Annotated in this window: 18 protein-coding genes; all 18 read right to left on the reverse strand. The window is 40.3% G+C overall.

Annotated features, from left to right (window positions below; genetic code table 11):
* Positions 1-47: 47 nt before the first annotated feature.
* The 18 genes from uvrB to ACWTVK_RS03425 all read right to left on the reverse strand — a co-directional run bounded on the left by uvrB (position 48) and on the right by ACWTVK_RS03425 (position 18,293).
* Positions 48-2,222 (reverse strand): excinuclease ABC subunit UvrB, encoded by a 2,175-nt coding sequence (uvrB, locus tag ACWTVK_RS03340; RefSeq protein ID WP_456045929.1) that lies wholly within the window; start codon positions 2,220-2,222, stop codon positions 48-50.
* The gene (locus tag ACWTVK_RS03345) at positions 2,222-2,605 is read right to left on the reverse strand and encodes a hypothetical protein (protein ID WP_295802913.1); all 384 of its coding nucleotides are present in this window, start codon (positions 2,603-2,605) and stop codon (positions 2,222-2,224) included. The genes uvrB and ACWTVK_RS03345 overlap by 1 nt, the downstream gene beginning before the upstream one ends.
* On the reverse strand, positions 2,595-3,530 hold the full coding sequence (gene ftsY, locus ACWTVK_RS03350; RefSeq protein WP_024066706.1) for a signal recognition particle-docking protein FtsY: 936 nt from the start codon (positions 3,528-3,530) through the stop codon (positions 2,595-2,597). The genes ACWTVK_RS03345 and ftsY overlap by 11 nt, the downstream gene beginning before the upstream one ends.
* Positions 3,530-7,084 carry a chromosome segregation protein SMC gene (smc, locus tag ACWTVK_RS03355; protein WP_456045930.1) on the reverse strand — a complete coding sequence of 1,185 codons (3,555 nt, stop codon included), beginning with the start codon at positions 7,082-7,084 and terminating at the stop codon, positions 3,530-3,532. The genes ftsY and smc overlap by 1 nt, the downstream gene beginning before the upstream one ends.
* A gap of 45 nt (positions 7,085-7,129) precedes the next feature.
* A complete protein-coding gene (locus ACWTVK_RS03360; RefSeq protein ID WP_456045931.1) occupies positions 7,130-8,272 on the reverse strand; it encodes an elongator complex protein 3 in 1,143 nt (380 codons plus the stop codon).
* 203 nt (positions 8,273-8,475) lie between these two features.
* Positions 8,476-9,213, reverse strand: a complete 738-nt coding sequence (gene rnc / locus ACWTVK_RS03365; RefSeq protein ID WP_456045932.1) for a ribonuclease III — start codon at positions 9,211-9,213, stop codon at positions 8,476-8,478.
* Entirely contained in the window at positions 9,213-10,457 is a 1,245-nt protein-coding gene (gene fabF / locus ACWTVK_RS03370) for a beta-ketoacyl-ACP synthase II (RefSeq protein ID WP_024066702.1), read from the reverse strand. Before fabF ends, rnc begins: the two co-directional genes overlap by 1 nt.
* A 36-nt stretch (positions 10,458-10,493) precedes the next feature.
* On the reverse strand, positions 10,494-11,450 hold the full coding sequence (locus ACWTVK_RS03375; protein ID WP_005386972.1) for an NAD(P)H-dependent flavin oxidoreductase: 957 nt from the start codon (positions 11,448-11,450) through the stop codon (positions 10,494-10,496).
* A 77-nt stretch (positions 11,451-11,527) separates the two neighbouring features.
* Positions 11,528-11,758, reverse strand: a complete 231-nt coding sequence (locus ACWTVK_RS03380) for an acyl carrier protein (protein WP_004693441.1) — start codon at positions 11,756-11,758, stop codon at positions 11,528-11,530.
* A 51-nt stretch (positions 11,759-11,809) separates the two neighbouring features.
* On the reverse strand, positions 11,810-12,553 hold the full coding sequence (gene fabG, locus ACWTVK_RS03385) for a 3-oxoacyl-[acyl-carrier-protein] reductase (RefSeq protein ID WP_105085447.1): 744 nt from the start codon (positions 12,551-12,553) through the stop codon (positions 11,810-11,812).
* Between the two features lies 1 nt (position 12,554).
* The gene (gene fabD / locus ACWTVK_RS03390) at positions 12,555-13,496 is read right to left on the reverse strand and encodes an ACP S-malonyltransferase (RefSeq protein WP_039969254.1); all 942 of its coding nucleotides are present in this window, start codon (positions 13,494-13,496) and stop codon (positions 12,555-12,557) included.
* A gap of 10 nt (positions 13,497-13,506) precedes the next feature.
* A complete protein-coding gene (gene fabK, locus ACWTVK_RS03395) occupies positions 13,507-14,451 on the reverse strand; it encodes an enoyl-[acyl-carrier-protein] reductase FabK (RefSeq protein ID WP_105094461.1) in 945 nt (314 codons plus the stop codon).
* 15 nt (positions 14,452-14,466) lie between these two features.
* Entirely contained in the window at positions 14,467-15,462 is a 996-nt protein-coding gene (locus ACWTVK_RS03400) for a beta-ketoacyl-ACP synthase III (RefSeq protein ID WP_060924752.1), read from the reverse strand.
* Entirely contained in the window at positions 15,446-16,474 is a 1,029-nt protein-coding gene (plsX, locus tag ACWTVK_RS03405; RefSeq protein ID WP_456045933.1) for a phosphate acyltransferase PlsX, read from the reverse strand. The genes ACWTVK_RS03400 and plsX overlap by 17 nt, the downstream gene beginning before the upstream one ends.
* A gap of 3 nt (positions 16,475-16,477) precedes the next feature.
* On the reverse strand, positions 16,478-17,038 hold the full coding sequence (fapR, locus tag ACWTVK_RS03410; protein ID WP_456045934.1) for a transcription factor FapR: 561 nt from the start codon (positions 17,036-17,038) through the stop codon (positions 16,478-16,480).
* A gap of 304 nt (positions 17,039-17,342) precedes the next feature.
* On the reverse strand, positions 17,343-17,519 hold the full coding sequence (gene rpmF / locus ACWTVK_RS03415; protein ID WP_004693428.1) for a 50S ribosomal protein L32: 177 nt from the start codon (positions 17,517-17,519) through the stop codon (positions 17,343-17,345).
* 25 nt (positions 17,520-17,544) lie between these two features.
* Entirely contained in the window at positions 17,545-18,057 is a 513-nt protein-coding gene (locus ACWTVK_RS03420; protein ID WP_156719552.1) for a YceD family protein, read from the reverse strand.
* Between the two features lie 101 nt (positions 18,058-18,158).
* Positions 18,159-18,293: a rubredoxin gene (locus ACWTVK_RS03425; RefSeq protein ID WP_004693422.1), complete on the reverse strand. Its 135-nt coding sequence runs from the start codon at positions 18,291-18,293 to the stop codon at positions 18,159-18,161.
* Positions 18,294-18,325 lie beyond the last annotated feature (32 nt).

Raw genomic sequence — 18,325 nt, forward strand, 5'->3', positions numbered from 1 at the left:
CTATGTGTTTTATTACAATCTATATAATCTATGCGTTTTCTTACAATCTATTTACTCTTTGGACTAGTTCGCTTTCTACCTTTAGATGATGCCGGTTTTTTTAACTTACTTTCACCTGCGCTATGCATATCAGACCATTGTTGACGTAATACGCCCAATTGGTCACGCAACTTAGCGGCCTTTTCAAATTCAAGCTGCTTTGCAGCGGCCTTCATTTGACGATCTAGTTCTTCAATTTTATTGAATAACTCTTCTGGTGTTATATCGGCCACCTTAGGCGTAGATATATCTTGTGCATATGGTTCATGTCCATGGTCCATTCCCGGTGTAGAGGATTTCTTTTTCCCCTTCTTCGGTGAAAGTCCCTTGCTATCAGTGTCCATATCTTCTTCGATTTTCGTCAATTCAATAAGCTCTTTCACGTCTTTAGAAACAGACTTAGGCGTAATATTATGTTCAATATTATAAGCCTCTTGCACGGCGCGACGGCGATCGGTTTCATCGATAGCGCGCTGCATAGAACCTGTTATGCGGTCTGCATACATGATAACGTGACCATTCACGTTACGAGCGGCACGACCGATAGTTTGAATCATAGCCGTATCAGAACGCAAGAAGCCTTCCTTATCTGCGTCTAATATAGCGACGAGAGAAACCTCTGGCATATCAAGGCCTTCACGAAGCAAGTTGATACCAACTAGTACATCGAATACACCAGCTCGTAAGTCTCGAATAATTTCAGCACGCTCGATGGTAACGATATCCGAGTGGAGGTATCGAACGCGGACGCCCATTTCCTTCAAGAACTCTGTTAAATCCTCTGCCATTTTCTTTGTTAAGGTCGTAACGAGGACACGTTCATTCTTAGCTGCTCGCTTATGAATTTCACCGAGCAGGTCATCCATTTGTCCCTTAATAGGACGAATCTCAATGGATGGATCGAGTAGACCGGTAGGACGAATAATTTGCTCTGCAATATTCGTTTGTACGTCCATTTCGTATGGACCAGGCGTTGCCGATACATAGACGATTTGATTGATGCGCTCCACGAATTCATCGAATTGAAGCGGTCTATTATCAAGTGCTGAAGGTAGGCGGAAGCCATATTCGATAAGTGATTCTTTACGTGCACGGTCACCATTGTACATGGCACGCACTTGAGGTATCGTTACATGTGACTCGTCCACCATGATGAGGAAATCATCTGGGAAATAGTCTATCAATGTATATGGCGCCTCTCCAGCCTTACGTTCAGACATATGGCGGGAATAATTTTCGATGCCTGAGCAATAGCCCATTTCTTGCATCATTTCTATATCGTAACGGGTACGCTGCTCAAGACGTTGAGCCTCCAATAGACGATCAGCAGCTTTCAACTTAGCTAACTGTTCTTCTAACTCAGCCTCAATACGCTCTACAGCAATACGCATCTTATCTTTCGTAGTTACATAGTGAGATGCTGGATAGACTGCAACGTGCTTGCGTTCAGCAATCAATTCACCAGTCAAAGCATCTACCTCAACGAGGCGATCGATTTCATCGCCGAAGAGTTCCACCCGAATGGCTCTTTCACTATAAGCGGCAGGGAAAATCTCGATAGTATCCCCTTGTACACGGAAGGTACCGCGAATAAAATTCATATCATTTCTCGTATATTGAATATCTACGAGTTTAGACAGAATTTCATCACGAGATTTCGTCTGACCTAAGCGCAAAGATAGCACGAGTTCAGAGTAATCCTCAGGGTCACCTAAGCCGTAAATACAGCTAACAGAGGCAACGATGATCACATCGCGACGTTCAAAGAGGCTCATCGTAGCGCTATGTCGCAGTTTATCGATTTCATCATTAATAGACGCATCCTTCTCGATGTACGTATCGCTAGAAGGAATATATGCTTCTGGTTGATAGAAATCGTAGTAAGATACAAAGTATTCTACCGCATTATTAGGGAAGAAGCTTTTAAACTCACTACATAGCTGGGCAGCTAAGGTTTTATTATGGGCAATAATCAGAGTTGGTTTTTGAACGGCCTCGATAACCTTAGCCATTGTAAAGGTTTTACCTGTACCAGTGGCACCGAGCAAAACTTGGGCCCATTCACCGCGTTCAATGCCTTCTGTTAAAGATTGAATGGCAGTTGGTTGGTCCCCTGTAGGCGTAAAGGGCGCCTCCACTTTAAATGGTTGACCCCCTTCATAATTATATGTATTATGTTTCATTACTGTTCATCCTGATGTTTACGGATAGCTTTAAGTTCTTCCTCTGATAGACGGCGCCCTGCATTTTCCGCTTGGTTCAAAGTATCCTCACCCTCTAAGACTTCGGTGAGCATAGCAATAGAAAAGCGATCTAATGTTGGCGTAGTCTTTTGGATTTCATCTGCCATCATCCAATCGGACTCAGAATAGTTATTAATACGTTCAGTAATCTCTTCCCAGTTTGAAAGTAGTAATCTCGTAATAGGACGATATAATTCAATGCCGAAATATTCGATTAAGCTAACAATCTTATTCATATTTTCTAGGCTAACATTACATTCGTTTTTTTTATTTTCAGATTCTACATATTCAAGTAAGAATTCCCGGTTATATTTATTTGTCACCTTGAATCATTCCTTTATTAAATAGTGCATTAGCAAATTCTTTTGCATTAAATGGACGCAAGTCATCCATGCCTTCGCCAACGCCGATCCAGCGAACAGGTACACCTAATTCCTCTTTAATAGAGATAACTACGCCACCTTTTGCTGTACCATCAAGTTTAGTAACAACAATACCATTTACTGGTACGGCTTGACCAAATAATTTAGCTTGGCTTACTGCATTTTGACCTGTAGTGCCATCTAACACGAGCAATGTTTGATGCGGAGCCCCTTCTACGTGGTTATTCGCTACACGGCCCATCTTTTTAAGTTCTTCCATAAGGTTCACTTTTGTGTGTAGACGACCAGCTGTATCAACAATAACAAGGTCTGCATTACGAGCTTTTGCCGCTTCCATTGCATCATATACAACGGCTGCAGGATCAGCGCCTTCTTTATGTTTAACGATAGGCACACCTACGCGATCAGCCCAGATAGATAATTGGTCAGCTGCAGCGGCACGGAATGTATCGCCTGCAGCGATAATAACCTTTTTACCTTCTTTAGTGTAATAGTTAGCTAACTTAGCAATAGTCGTAGTTTTACCAACACCGTTTACACCAACTACAAGAATAACTTCTGGATGATGTAATGTAATTTCATCTTCTTGGTCAACAAGCATTTCTGTAATACGGTCTTCCATAAACGGCATTACATCACCAGTATTGTTGATAATACCTTCTGTAACACCACGACGGATTTCCTTCATCAAATACTCTGTAGTCTTAGGACCAAGATCACTAGTAAGCATAACTGCTTCTAAATCATCAAGAAAATCATCATCAATTTCTGCATAACCAATGATCACTGTTTCTACATTTTTTACAAAGGACTTACGAGTTTTTTCTAAGCCCTCTTTAATTTTATTAAAGAATCCAAATGCCATTATGCTAGATCCTCCTTCACATCTTCAAATGCTACTGTTAATAATCGCGATACGCCTCGTTCAACCATGGTCACCCCTTGTAATACTTCGGCAGCTTCCATCGTCTTTTTACGGTGCGATACTACGATAAATTGTGTTTCTTTATTTACCCGATTTAAGTAAGAACTAAATCTTTCAACATTGGCTTCATCAAGGGCTGCGTCAACTTCGTCAAGCACGCAGAACGGGGCAGGACGATAGTCGAGGAACGAGAACAATAAAGCAATAACCGTAAGGGCACGCTCACCACCGGATAACAAGGTCAATTGTTGACGTTTCTTTCCTGGTGGCTGAATGTAGAAATCGATACCACCAGTTAAGATATTATCTGGATCAGTCAATACAATTTGAGCTGTACCACCGCCAAATAATTGGCTAAATACTTCTTGGAATCTGCGGCCTACCACATCTAATACATCGTATAGCTGTGTACTCATAGCCTTATCCATTTCAGCAATAACCGCTTGCAATTGCTCCTTCGCTGTATCTAAATCCGCTAACTGTGTAGTTAAGAAATCATAACGCTCTTTAGTTTCTTCATATTCTTCAACAGCGTTCGGATTGACGGGGCCAAGCTCGGCAATTTCTGCCATCAAGCGGGCCTGCTCATCCTTCCAATCACTAACTGAGCCTTCAATGCGAAGGGATTGCGCATCTTCCAATGTAAAACCAAGTTCTTGTAACTCTTCTACAAAGCGTTCACAGTCCATGCGATGACGGGTAATTTTACCTTCCATATCAACGAGGCGACCTTGCACCACCTTATAGCGTTGGTTTAAACGGTCTTGCTCGCTAAGAATGGATTCTAATTCCTCACGACCTGTAGATGTTTTATCATAGGCTTCATCGCGAAGTGCACGCAAACGTTCAACTTCGGCTGTAGCTGAAGCCAGTTCACGGTCTGCCAATTCTTTAGCCTTTGGTAGCTCCACTTCACAGCGCTCTGTAGTACTAATTAGCAAATTACGTAACGGTGTTAAGCGCTCTACAATGTTAGCAATGGATTGATTACGTTGTTCTCGCTGAGTTTCACGTTCCTTAATGGTTTGTCGCAATGTATCACAGGTGAGGCGAGCCTCTGTGAAAGCTTCATAAGCCTCTTGCTGTACCTTTTGTAATACAGTTAAACGCTCCATTAAGGCCCCTTGATTGCCATCTACACCGTGGTCTTCTTGCAAAGAAGCAAGAGCCGCTTCTTGGTCTTTCAAGTTAGCCGTTGTACTAGCTAAATCAATATCGATTTGTAATAAACGTTGCTCTTCTTCACGAAGAACACGTTTCTTACGATCAATTTGATTTTGAATATTTTGTACCTTTGTTTCACTAGCCACATATAGTAAGTTCGTATGTTGGTAGCTTTCATCAAGGGCACCTCGTTCTTTTTCGGCTTCTTCAACCCGTTTTTCAAGATTTTCCAAGCTAGCTGTTAAGGAACGAATGCGGTCTTCAATTTGCAGAAGCTCTTGTTCAAGGCTAGCCGCCTCTTCCTTACGGCTCAATACAGAGGTACGCTTACGCTTTGTAGCACCACCAGTTAAAGAGCCACCAGGTTGGAATTGTTCCCCTGTAAGCGTAACGATACGCAATTGTTGATTATATTTTTTTTGCAATCCAATAGCATCATCCATGGAGGATACTACCAAGGTGCGCCCCAATAAGTATTGGAAAATATGAGCGTATGTATTATCAAAGGAAATACAATCAACAGCAGTACCAATTACACAACTTTCATGTAAAGCCGGTGTATCATAGGGTTTTCCTTTTACAGAATCCATCGGCAAGAAGGTTACGCGGCCACCTTGGATAGATTTCAAATAATTGACACCCTCTGCAGCAGCGCGAGAAGTAGTGGTCACAACGTGATTAACACTACCACCTAATGCCGTTTCGATAGCCGTAGTATATTTATCTTCTACCGTAAAGAGATCACCAACAGCACCCGTAATCTGTTCGCGCCAAGATCCTTTACCGTTTAGGATATTCTTAGTACCTTCTAAGTAGCCTTCATGTTGTTCTTCCCATTGGGCTAATAGTTCGATACGACCTTTAACACGTTGCTCTTGGGTACGTAATTTTTGTAATTCTTTGCGTTCTTCACGAGCTTGTAAAGCTGCTTCTTTACCGCCATCAACGAGGGCTTGTCGTTGTGCAGAAATAGCATTAAACTGTTGGCCTAATGTGTCAAATTCACCGTGAGCTGCTTGTAATTCACTATCTACTTGACCTATTTCAGCCTTCAAAATCTCACATTGTTTTGTAGACTCTTCCTTACGAGCTTCTAAGCTACGAATACTAGCCTTTGCTGTTTCAATAGCGCTCACCAGTTCTAATTGATGTTGCTCAAAGGCTTCTCGATTAGACTGCAAGGACTGGAACTTCGCTTGCTCGGTGCTAACATCTTCAACAGCTTTTTTATAATTCGCCTCTAACTCTTCTAGTTTGGATTCTTTCTCTACTAGTTGAGCACTTTCATCTTGAATCAATTGATTTAAAATGCGTAATTGTTGTTCTTCACCTTTTTGAGTCGCCTCTAGCTCACTAATACGCATAGATGTTTCATCTAATTCGCGATGAGCTGTCTTCAACTGCTCGTCTAACAGACGTAAATGACCGGCTAAACGCTCTTCATCACGTTGCTTTTCCGTATATTGAGCTTCCCACAATTTGAGCTGTTCTTGCTCTTTTGTTGATGCGGATTGCAAGGTATGACGGCGAGCTTCCAGTTTAGACAATTCAGTTTGAAGCTCAATCTCTTCATCCTTAAATGCAATATTATCATTTTCAAAACGCGTTAATAAACGATCAGAGGTCTTATAATTGTGAAAGCCTAATGCCCCATCATAGTCGCGCTTTGTACGACTTAAGGTCATATATTTTTTAGTCTTTTCCGCCTTTTCAGACAAAGGTCCTAGTTGCTCTTCGATAGTAGCCATTACGTCGCGTACGCGTTCCATATTTCGGTCTGTGCTAGCAATACGACGCAATGCATCTTCTTTATTGATTTTAAAACGAGAAATACCTGCTACATCTTCAAAGATCAAACGACGCTCTTCAGGCTTTGAATTCAAAATAGCATCAATGCGGTTCTGACCGATAATAGCCATTGAATCTTTCCCAAGGCCTGTATCAGCTAATAAAAGGTGAATATCCTTTAAACGACAAGAGCGTTTATTGATAAGGAACTCACTTTCACCAGTACGATAAATACGGCGTGTAATAGCAACCTCAGCCATATCTACATCTAATTGATGGTCACTATTGTCAAATACAAGTGTAACCTCAGCTGCACTCATTGGTTTACGTTTTTCCGTACCAGAGAAAATAATATCCTCTGCTTTTTGACCACGTAAGTTACGGACATTGGATTCCCCTAAAACCCATTTCATAGCATCCGTAATATTACTTTTACCACTTCCGTTAGGCCCAATAACGGCAGTCATTCCTGGTGAGAATTTTACAACCGTCTTATCTGCAAACGATTTAAAGCCCTTTAATTCCAACCGAAGTAATTGCATGACTGCCTCCTTTCTACTAACAACCCCGAATAATCATATCTTTTATTATAACATATATTGTAGGCCATCAATACAGCAACGAACAGTATTTCTCGTATTATCTTCACACCAATCTATGCTAAATTGAGGATACATTTCTTGAAAATATAAAATATTGCGATTTTTGAGACCTCGCACCTTTGATGTACTGCTTCTAGGATAAGAAATTACAATCCTATGTTTCATCAAAATATCACCACTATCCGAATAAAATCTACATCCTACCTTATGGGTATGGTAACAATCAAAATGAGAAAAATTGTAATCATTTTGCTTTCCTAATAAATTTTCTGAAGAAAAATGATCATCAATACATCTTTCAATGCGTTGTTTATATTGTTCATTTACGACGAGCTCACCCATAGCAGGTTCATAGGGACCTGCTACCAAACTATTGCCTGAATCAAGCTCGTCCGTGCTTTGTAATCCTGTACGTATAACTTCAATATTATGCTGTTTAAACCATTCCTTTAAGAATGCACAATATTTAATAGCTTGCTCAGTACTTAATGGCTCATACTCACCAGATCTATATTGATCTGCTAGTTCCGTATTTTCTATAACAAGAACAGGATAGATTCGTATAAAATCTGGTTTTAATTTAACTACAGCAATAGCGGTTTCTAGAATGGTTTCCCAAGTTTCACCTTTTAATCCTGGTAAAAGCTGAACACCTACAGTCATTCCACGTCGCTTTAATCGTGCAACAGCATCTACTACCTCTTGTGCTGTGTGACCGCGCTTAGCATCAACCAAAATACCATCATTCATAGATTGTACGCCAAGTTCTACTGTTTTTACGCCATAGGATTGTAACAATGAGATAGCCTCATCCCCAACAGCATCAGGCCGTGTAGAGCAACGTATACCATCGATTATGTCCTGTTGTAACATCTCATAAGCTGGCGCTAATAATGTATGTTGCAAATCGCGATGAATGGCTGTAAAAGAGCCTCCATAAAAGGCGACCTCCCAAAACTTATCATTTCGTTTTTTACCCACATAATCTGTAATCGTTTTTTTTATATAATCCGGTGTTAGGTGACTAATACCAGATTGGCCTGTAATACGGGACTGGTTACAAAATGTACATACATAAGGACACCCTACATGAGGTATAAAAAAAGGTATCATACCAAATGGTTTCATAGTCACTCTCCTTTCTTATATAAAATAAACTCAGCCAAAACCTTTTATATTAATATATTAATATCCATGTATTTATTCCTTATGATATGTAATTAATATATTAAGATATAAGGCTTTCGATACAACGATCAAACGATCATAAGATAAATATATTTACTATTCTATATACTATTATACAGAAAAAAGCGCCATTAGGCGCTTTTCTATTTGTCCATTAACTTTTCTAATGTTAATTGAGCCGCATGTTGTTCTGCAATTTTTTTACTTTTACCAGAGCCTGCCTCGTAAGTAACACCATTGATTTCGACCACCATATGGAAGGTCTTAGCATGGTCGGGACCACTTTCACTGAGCAAACGATAGACGATATGTTTATCACCATCTCTTTGTACATATTCTTGTAACAAGGTTTTATAATCCTTGCCCCGTTTACCTTCTAAAGCTTGCTTGATATAAGTAATGAGATGTTTTAAAACGAAGTCCATCGCCGTTTGGTAATCTGTAGAAATATAGATAGCACCAATGAGAGACTCAAAGGTATCAGCTAAAATAGAATTACGATTATTACCACCGGAAGCACGTTCACCATGACCGAGCAATAAATATTGCCCCAATTGTAAAGAACGACTTACAGATGCTAAAGAATCCTCACATACTGTAGCGGCCTTAATTTTCGTCAAATCACCTTCGGCCATGTCTGGATAAGTCTTAAATAGGTATTCCCCAATAATAAGATCCAAAACAGCATCGCCTAAAAACTCTAATCGCTGATTGTGATTAATATGCTTTGATTTATGTTCATTCGCATAAGATGTATGTGTAAAAGCACAATCTAAAATGGATATATCTGACACAGGTATGTCTAAACGAGCAACAAGCCCATGAAGAGATTCTTCACGAGCTTGTGTCATCTTACTCTTATGCGCTTCAACAGCTACCATTAGCCTTCATAACGGCGTACGCAAAGTGTACCGTTATGACCACCAAAACCGAAAGAGTTGGAAAGAGCACATTTAACTTGAAGGTCACGTGCACCTTCGCGAACATAGTCAAGATCCAAACCTTCATCAGGGTTGTCACAGTTGATTGTAGGATGAACTTTGCCAGTTTCGATAGCCATCGCCATAACGATAGTTTCGATAGCACCAGCAGCACCTAACAAATGACCTGTCATGGATTTTGTAGAGTTAACAGCGATGTCTTTAGCATGATCGCCGAATAATTCTTTAATAGCCAATGTTTCATTTTTGTCATTAAGGCCAGTAGATGTACCATGAGCATTGATGTAGTTAACGTCTTTAGGATCGATACCTGCATCTTTAATTGCTAATTCCATACATTTACGAGCTTGTACACCACCTGGAGCTGGTGCAGTAATGTGGTAAGCATCGCCATTAGTACCATAACCTACAACTTCAGCGTAGATATGAGCACCACGAGCTTTTGCGTGTTCTAATTCTTCAAGAACAACGATACCAGAACCTTCACCCATTACGAAACCATCGCGATCGCGGTCAAATGGACGAGATGCTTTTGTTGGTTCGTCATTGCGTGTAGACATAGCTTTCATAGCTGCGAAACCAGCTACAGCTGCAGGAGATACAGCCGCTTCAGTACCACCGGCAAACATGATATCAGCATCACCACGTTGGATGATACGGAAAGCATCGCCAATAGCATTTGTACCAGAAGTACAAGCTGTTACGTCTGTAATAACAGGACCTTTAAGGCCAAGACGGATGGATACACGTGCAGATGTCATATTGGCAATCATCATAGGAACTGCAAATGGACTTACACGGCCAGGACCTTTTTCGAATAATGTTTCATATACTTCATGGATGGAGTCGATACCGCCAATACCAGTACCAACTACAGTACCACAACGATCTAAATCTTGTTTATCTAAATCAAGATCAGCATCTTCACAAGCAAGAACAGCAGCACCGATAGCCAATTCTACAGAACGGTCCATACGACGAGCTTCTTTCTTGTCTACGCCATAGTTTGTAACATCAAAATCTTTTACTTCGCCAGCAATACGCGTTGCATATTCAGATGCATCAAAGCGTGTAATTGGCCCAATACCAGATTGACCTGCCAATAACGCATTGTAAAAGTTCTCTTTACCGATACCTACAGGAGTCACTGCCCCTAAGCCAGTAATTACTACACGTTTTTCCAATTATTCCACCTCTTATAGCTATACAGCCCTTTTAAATTAATCAATCTCTGCTACCTGCTGTTTTAGTTGAGCAAAGATATCTTTAACTGGCATAATCTTATCGACTTTTCTCATATTATTGCCAGAGAACACCAAACCTGTTTCCACATCACCTTGTTGTGCACGAGAAAGAGCACGGATGATACAGAATTTATGGGAACAATGTTTCAAACAGTTATCACACACCGTTGGAGGTGCTACAGTACCGTCTAATACAGATTCAGCAAATTTATTTTTAATTGCTTGTCCAGGCAAACCTACAGGACTTTGAATCAATACAATATCCTCAGGATTAGTAGCCCGTACATACATTTTTTTCAATTCGTCAGATGCATTACATTCATCAGAAGCAGCAAAACGGCTACCCATTTGAACGCCACTAGCACCTAATTTCAACATTTCTACGATGTCACGACCATCAAGAACACCACCAGCACCAATAACTGGAATGTTTTTAACGGCAGCTACAACCTCTGGAACGATTTCTCGAGCGGAACGATCCGTCCCCAAGTGGCCACCAGCTTCGCAGCCTTCTACGATTACTGCTGCTGCACCTAAACCTTCAGAAATGCGAGCTAATTTTGCGGACGAAACAATTGGTACGATTGGCGTACCAGACTCTTTGCCCATTGCGAACATATCTCTTGAAAAACCAGCACCTGCTACTACAAGATCAATGCCCTCTTCGATGGCAGTTTTAACTAAGCCCGCAAATTGTGTTGCGGCTACCATCGCATTTATACCAATAATACCCGTAGGTGATAATTTTCTAGCTAATTGTATTTCGTATCGTAATTCATCAAACGGCAAACCGGATGCTGCAATAAGGCCGATACCACCTTCATTTGCAACGGCTGCCGCCAAGCGAGCTGTAGACAATCTAATCGCCATACCACCTTGAATAATAGGTACTTTGGCCACTAGATTCCCAATGCGAAGTTCAGGGAGCTTCACTATCAAATCCTCCTGTAAATAAAACCGGTTGGGAGGCCACTCGGCCTCCCGTACGGCTGAATTGTCAGCTTTACAGCTTATTTAGCAGAATCAATATATTCTACTGTATCCTTAACGGTTTTGATTTTTTCTGCAACATCGTCAGGGATTTCAACATTGAATTCTTCTTCGAATGCCATGATCAATTCAACGATATCTAAGGAGTCAGCGCCTAAGTCGTCGATGAATGTAGAATCAATGGTAACTTCAGCTTCATCAACGCCTAATTGTTCCACAACGATTGCTTTTACTTTATCGAAAGTGTTCATTGGTGGTTCACCTCCTTTCAAAGTGTATTTATATATAGTCTAATTTTGAAACTACATCACCATACCGCCATCTACATTGATGACTTGGCCTGTAATATAGTTAGCAAAATCGCTAGCAAGGAATGTTGCTACTGTCGCTACTTCTTCAGCATTAGCCATACGGCCCAATGGAATTTCTGCAACCATAGCTTCTTTAACTTTTTCTGGTAATACATCAGTCATATCAGTATTGATAAATCCTGGTGCAATAGCATTAACAGTAATGCCACGACTTGCTAATTCTTTAGCACAGGATTTAGTAAAACCAATTACACCAGCTTTAGATGCTGCATAGTTAGTTTGACCCGCATTACCCATAACGCCTACAACAGATGTCATATTGATAATATGACCAGAACGTTGTTTCATCATGATTTTAGATACTGCTTTAGTTACTAAATATACACCTTTAAGGTTGATATCTATAACAGCATCAAAATCTTCGTCTTTCATACGCATCAATAAACCATCGCGCGTAATTCCCGCATTATTTACGAGAATATCAATGTGACCAAACTCTTTATGAGCTTCTTCCACCATAGCTGCAACTTCATCAGCATTAGCTACATTAGCTTTAATTTTAATGGCTTTACGGCCTAAAGCTTGCACAGCTTCAACAGTTTCTTGAGCTGCACCTTCGCTACCGCTATAGTTAACTACCACATCAGCACCAGATTGTGCTAAATTGATAGCTACAGCGCGACCAATGCCACGGGATGCGCCAGTTACAATGGCTACTTTACCCTCTAAATGCATTTTATCGAACCCCTTTCAAAAATTCAAGCGTTTTCTCTAAGGATGCAATGTCTTCAACATTGGCTAATTCCATATCTTTATTAATCTTTTTAGTAAAGCCAGTAAGTACTTTACCAGGACCTACTTCAACGAATCGAGTTACACCAAAGTTAACCATTTCAGCTACGCAATCTTCCCACAATACAGGATTTGCAGCTTGTGTAACTAAGGATTCTTTAATATCGTTTGCATTAGTCAAAATTTTACCTGTCACATTTGCTACTACAGGAATTTGAGCATCGCTCACTTGGATTTTATCCAACTCTTCTTTTAAACGTAGAGCTGCAGGTTCCATCAAACGGCTGTGGAATGGAGCACTTACAGGAAGCATAACAGCACGTTTTGCACCGGCTTCTTTCATCTTTTCTGCTGCAGTTTCTACCGCTGCTGTTTCACCAGCAATAACAATTTGACCTGGGCAGTTGAAGTTAACTGCTTGCACAGAACCAACAGAATCGTTAACCTCTTTACAAATTTCTACAACTTGTTCACGAGGTAAAGCTAGAATTGCTGCCATAGCACCTTTGCCCAATGGCACAGCTTCTTGCATATATTCACCGCGTTTATGAACAACATACACAGCATCTTTAAAATTCAATACACCTGCTGCTACAAGAGCACTGTATTCACCAAGACTATGACCACCTACGATATCAGGTGTAAAGCCTTGTTCTTTAAGAACTTCATAGCAAGCTACAGATGCAGTTAAGATAGCCGGTTGTGTATTAGCAGTTTTAACAAGTTCAGTATCAGGGCCTTCAAAGCACAATTTGGAAATAGAATAACCAAGCGCTTCGTCAGCTTCTTCAAAACGTTGTTTTACAATAGGATATGCATTGTACAAATCTTGTAACATGCCTACTTTTTGGGAACCTTGACCAGGAAAAACAAATGCCGTTTTCATAAGGGCCTCCTTATTTACCAAGACCTTGAAGTTTTTTAATTACAGTTTCAGTTTCAGCCATGATATCTTTGATAATAGTTGCACATGGTTTAACATCTGTTAACATGCCAGAGATTTGACCAATCATTACAGAGCCTTCTTTTACATCACCTTCAATAGCAGCTTTACGAAGTGTGCCTGCACCTAAGTTTTCTAAATCTTCTTTGGAACCACCGCTAAATTCAAGGGATTTATATTTATGAGCTAATGCATTATCAATGATACGTACAGGGTGACCTGTTGTTAAGCCAGTCATTACTGTAGCACGATCTTTTGCTTTCAATACTGCATTTTTATAGTTTTCATGAGCAATACATTCTTCGGATAATACGAATCGCGTACCCATTTGTACTGCTTGAGCACCTAATGCAAAGGCTGCAGCCATACCACGGCCATCAGCAATACCACCAGCTGCGATAACTGGAACATCTACAGCATCTACTACTTGTGGAATCAATGCCATAGTAGTAATATCGCCTACGTGACCACCAGATTCTGTACCTTCTGCGATAATTGCATCAATACCACCGCGCAACAAGCGTTTTGCAAGTAATACGGAAGCAACTACAGGAATTACTTTAGTACCGATTTCTTTTAAAGCTGGAATATACACGCCAGGATTACCAGCACCTGTTGTAATGACAGGAACGCGTTCTTCCACAACTACTTCCATAACTTCTTTAACAAATGGAGACATGAGCATAATATTACAACCAAATGGTTTGTTTGTGCGCTCTTTTAATTTGTGAATTTCATTACGGAAAATATCAGGAGGCATATGACCAGCCCCAATGATACCAAGACCACCAGCTTCGGAAACAGCTGCCGCTAATTCTGCAGTACCGAGCCAAGCCATACCACCTTGTAAGATTGGGTACTCAATCTGCAATAAATCACAAATGTCAGTCTTAATCATCTTGATGTGTCCTCCTTAATACCATTTCAAGACAAGGCTAGCCCATGTAAGGCCTGCACCAAATCCTGCAAACGCAACATTATCGCCGCGTTTGAAACGCCCTTCACGATTAGCTTCGTCCAAAGCTATCGCTACAGACGCGGCAGATGTATTACCATACTTATGTAAATTAACAAATACTTTTTCCATCGGCATATGTAAGCGTTTTGCAGCCGAATCAATAATACGAATATTTGCTTGATGTGGAATAAAGAAATCCAACTCATTAAGTTCCATTCCAGCTCGTTCTAAAGATTTTAAAACAGTACGCCCCATCGTTTTAACAGCAAATTTATATACTTCAGAACCATCCATATGAATGAATGTTAAACCTTCTTCAATGCGTTGGTCATTGGCAACTACGGCTGTACCACCTGCAGGAATACAAAGAGATGGACCACCAGTACCGTCGGCACCCATATCAACACCTTTAATGCCATAACCTTCAGGGACTTCAGATACTACTGCGGCACCAGCGCCATCACCAAAGAGGATACTTGTACTACGATCGTTCCAATTTACTCGACGGGAAAGAATTTCAGCGCCCACAACGAGCACCTTTTTGTATAAACCGGAGCTAATATAGCTAGCTGCAGTAATCAATCCATATACAAAGCCAGAGCATGCAGCTTGTAAATCATAGGCCGCTGCATTCTTAGCGCCTAAATTTGCTTGTAATACACAAGCGGCTGAAGGAATAATCATATCCGGTGTTAAGGTAGCAAAAATAATCACGTCTATATCTTCGGCACTAACCTTAGCCATTTGCATAGCTTTTTTTGCTGCCTCAGTCGCCATATAGGATGTATTCATACCTTCCGGTGCAATGCGTCGTTCCTCAATACCAGTACGTTCTCTAATCCATTGGTCATTGGTATCAACCATTTTTTCTAGATCAAAGTTTGTTACTACATTGTCAGGAAGGAAGCTCCCAGTACCAATGATTCCAACCGGTTTACTCATCATAGTCATACTTCAAGGCTCCTTCAATATCCATTGTTTCTCTTATGTGTTGAATAATTTTACGTTCTACTAAATCACTAGCAATTTCAATAGCAGTTTTAATCTCTTTAGCTTTGGAGCTACCATGAGCAATCATAAACACTCCATTAACCCCTAAGAGTGGAGCACCACCATTTTCCGTGTGATCTAAGCGTTTTGCCATCTTTTTTAAAGCTGGCTTTACAAGCATAGCACCAATTTTGGCAAAAATACTACCTGCCATAATGCTATCCTTTACTAATTGTGTAAGACCTGTTACCAAGCCTTCTGCGAATTTAAGTACCACATTACCGACAAAACCATCGCAAACAACAACATCTACGACCCCTTTTGGAATATCACGGCCTTCAATATTACCTTTGAAGTTAATAGTTTTCATACGTTCCAAAATTGGATATGTGGCTAGAACGACATCGTTCCCCTTAGTGGCTTCTTCGCCAATATTTAATAACCCTACTGTAGGTTCTTCTTTACCTAATAAAAGTTTTGCATATTCAGAACCCATCAATGCACCTTGTACAAGATGTTTTGGTTTACTATTTGAGTTAGCACCAGAATCTAACATAACAGTAATACCACTAACTGTTGGCATCGGAGTTGCAATAACCGGACGATCAACCCCCTTAATACGACCGAGACCAAACAATGCAGCTGCTACAGCTGCACCTGTGCTACCAGGAGCAATCACGGCATCGCAATCATTATCACGAACTAAAGATGTTGCTACCACAATGGATGCGTCCTTTTTCTTACGCAATGCTTGTCCTGGATGCTCATCCATACCGATAACTTGACTGGCATGGTGTACAGAAATGCGTGGATTCTTAGCTTCATTCCTAGCTTCTAATATATTAAAAATTTGCTGCTCATCGCCGACGAGCACCACTTCAATGTGTTCATTTGCTCGTACGGCTTCAATGGATCCTAGTACAGTCTCCAATGGAGCAAAGTCGCCACCCATGGCGTCTATTGCAATTTTCATAATCTACACCCTATTCTCTACGGATTCCATAATAAATTTTGCGCGAAATACTTCTTTTATTTTATCTCTTATAATGACCCAAATAAAGAACTTATTACCACGGCGACGCACAATTTCTGCTTTTGCCACCAGATTAGTACCAGCTCCAACTGGGTTTTTATATTTTATATTTCCAACCTCCGCAGAACAAACAGTAGTCCCCATGACTACCTTTGCGAGGGAATTTGCTTGAGCATATAAATACTGTGGCTCTACATGTCCAAATCGATCTTCCATGTCAGAAGTAGTACGTAGCATTGATAATGCTTGTTGTCCTTCCGTAACATCGATCAATTCACCAACCACTTCGTACGGTACATGTTCTACCGCTTCTTGTGATTGACATGTAGCCATGACGCGTATGCGTTCACGCAATTCAGGAATGCCCAACTCTAGACGATCCAGACGAATCGTTGGCACACTTACATTAAAGTGTGTAGCCAATTCTTCATCAGTAAGAAATGGCGTAATATTCAGTTTTTCTTGTAACTGCTTTTGGCGCTCTTGCTTCTTTAACCGACTCATGGGACCACCTTTTATGACCTAGTATTAATATTACATCCTAAGTATATACAATAATTCCCTTGTTGGCAAGGCTTTTCATACATATAGTAACAGATTTTGCACATATATACCAAATATAGTTATTATTTTATATTTAAGTATCTTTTTGTTTATAAAAGTATAAAAAATGCCATTATTCTACAGTTTTATATTACTATAAAATAATGGCACTGACTAATGCATATCAAGTATATTAAGTTATATATTACTAAAAGTATACAAAAAAGACGCCTACTACAGTAGGCGTCTTTTTTTAGCTCACATATTAAGCATTAGCTACTACTTGCTCACCTTTATAGTGACCACATGTAGGGCAAACACGATGAGGCATCTTAGGTTCGTGGCATTGTGGGCATGCTACATAACCAGGAGCTTCCAATTTCCAATTAGCACGACGGCGATCGCGACGGCATTTAGACAATCTACGCTTAGGTACTGCCATTATCTGCACCTCCTTAGTACAATCATTAGGACAATCTATCATCTTTCTCATCAAGCAAAGCACGTAACTCTGCAAATCGAGGATCCACCACAAAGGATTCACAAGAACAAGGTGAAACATTTAAATTTGCTCCGCAATGAACGCACAATCCTTTGCAATCATCCTGACATAACACTTGAGAGGGCTCATTGATGATTAATGTATCCCTAATTAGTTCGGTTAAGTCAATTTCCTCTCCATCGAAAGGAATCACATCATCAGTAGCCTCTCTAGAGTCACTAAAGATTTCCTCAAAGGAATCCTTACGATCTTGCTCTGTTGTAGTTAAACAACGAGAACATTCGTAATCGCCTTTAGACTCTATCGAACCTTGAACGATGTAATTTTGACCATCAAACCAAAACTCACCATTAATGGTTATATCATGACGGCTCCAAGGAAAAGCAGTTACGTCACCAAGCTCAGAGGATGGTATCGTATAGCTATAAGGAAATTTCTTTCCTATATGTTCTTTTGCTTGCTCTACTTGCAGTTTCATAATCTTACCTCGACTCATAATATTATAAACATGACATAGTGCTTTGTCAAATAAAAAAGACTATCTTAAGCGGACTCAAGATAGTCTTTTTGGTAAGTCAATTACATTTTTTCGAATTGGTCTTTACCAACACCGCAAATTGGGCAAACATAATCAGCTGGTTGATCTTCGAATTTTACGCCTTCAACAGCTTCATCATAAACCCAACCACATACTACGCATACGTATTTTTCCATGTGTATTTCCTCCTTCACTTGAAAATTATTGT

Source organism: Veillonella sp. Ser01 (genome assembly GCF_053850375.1).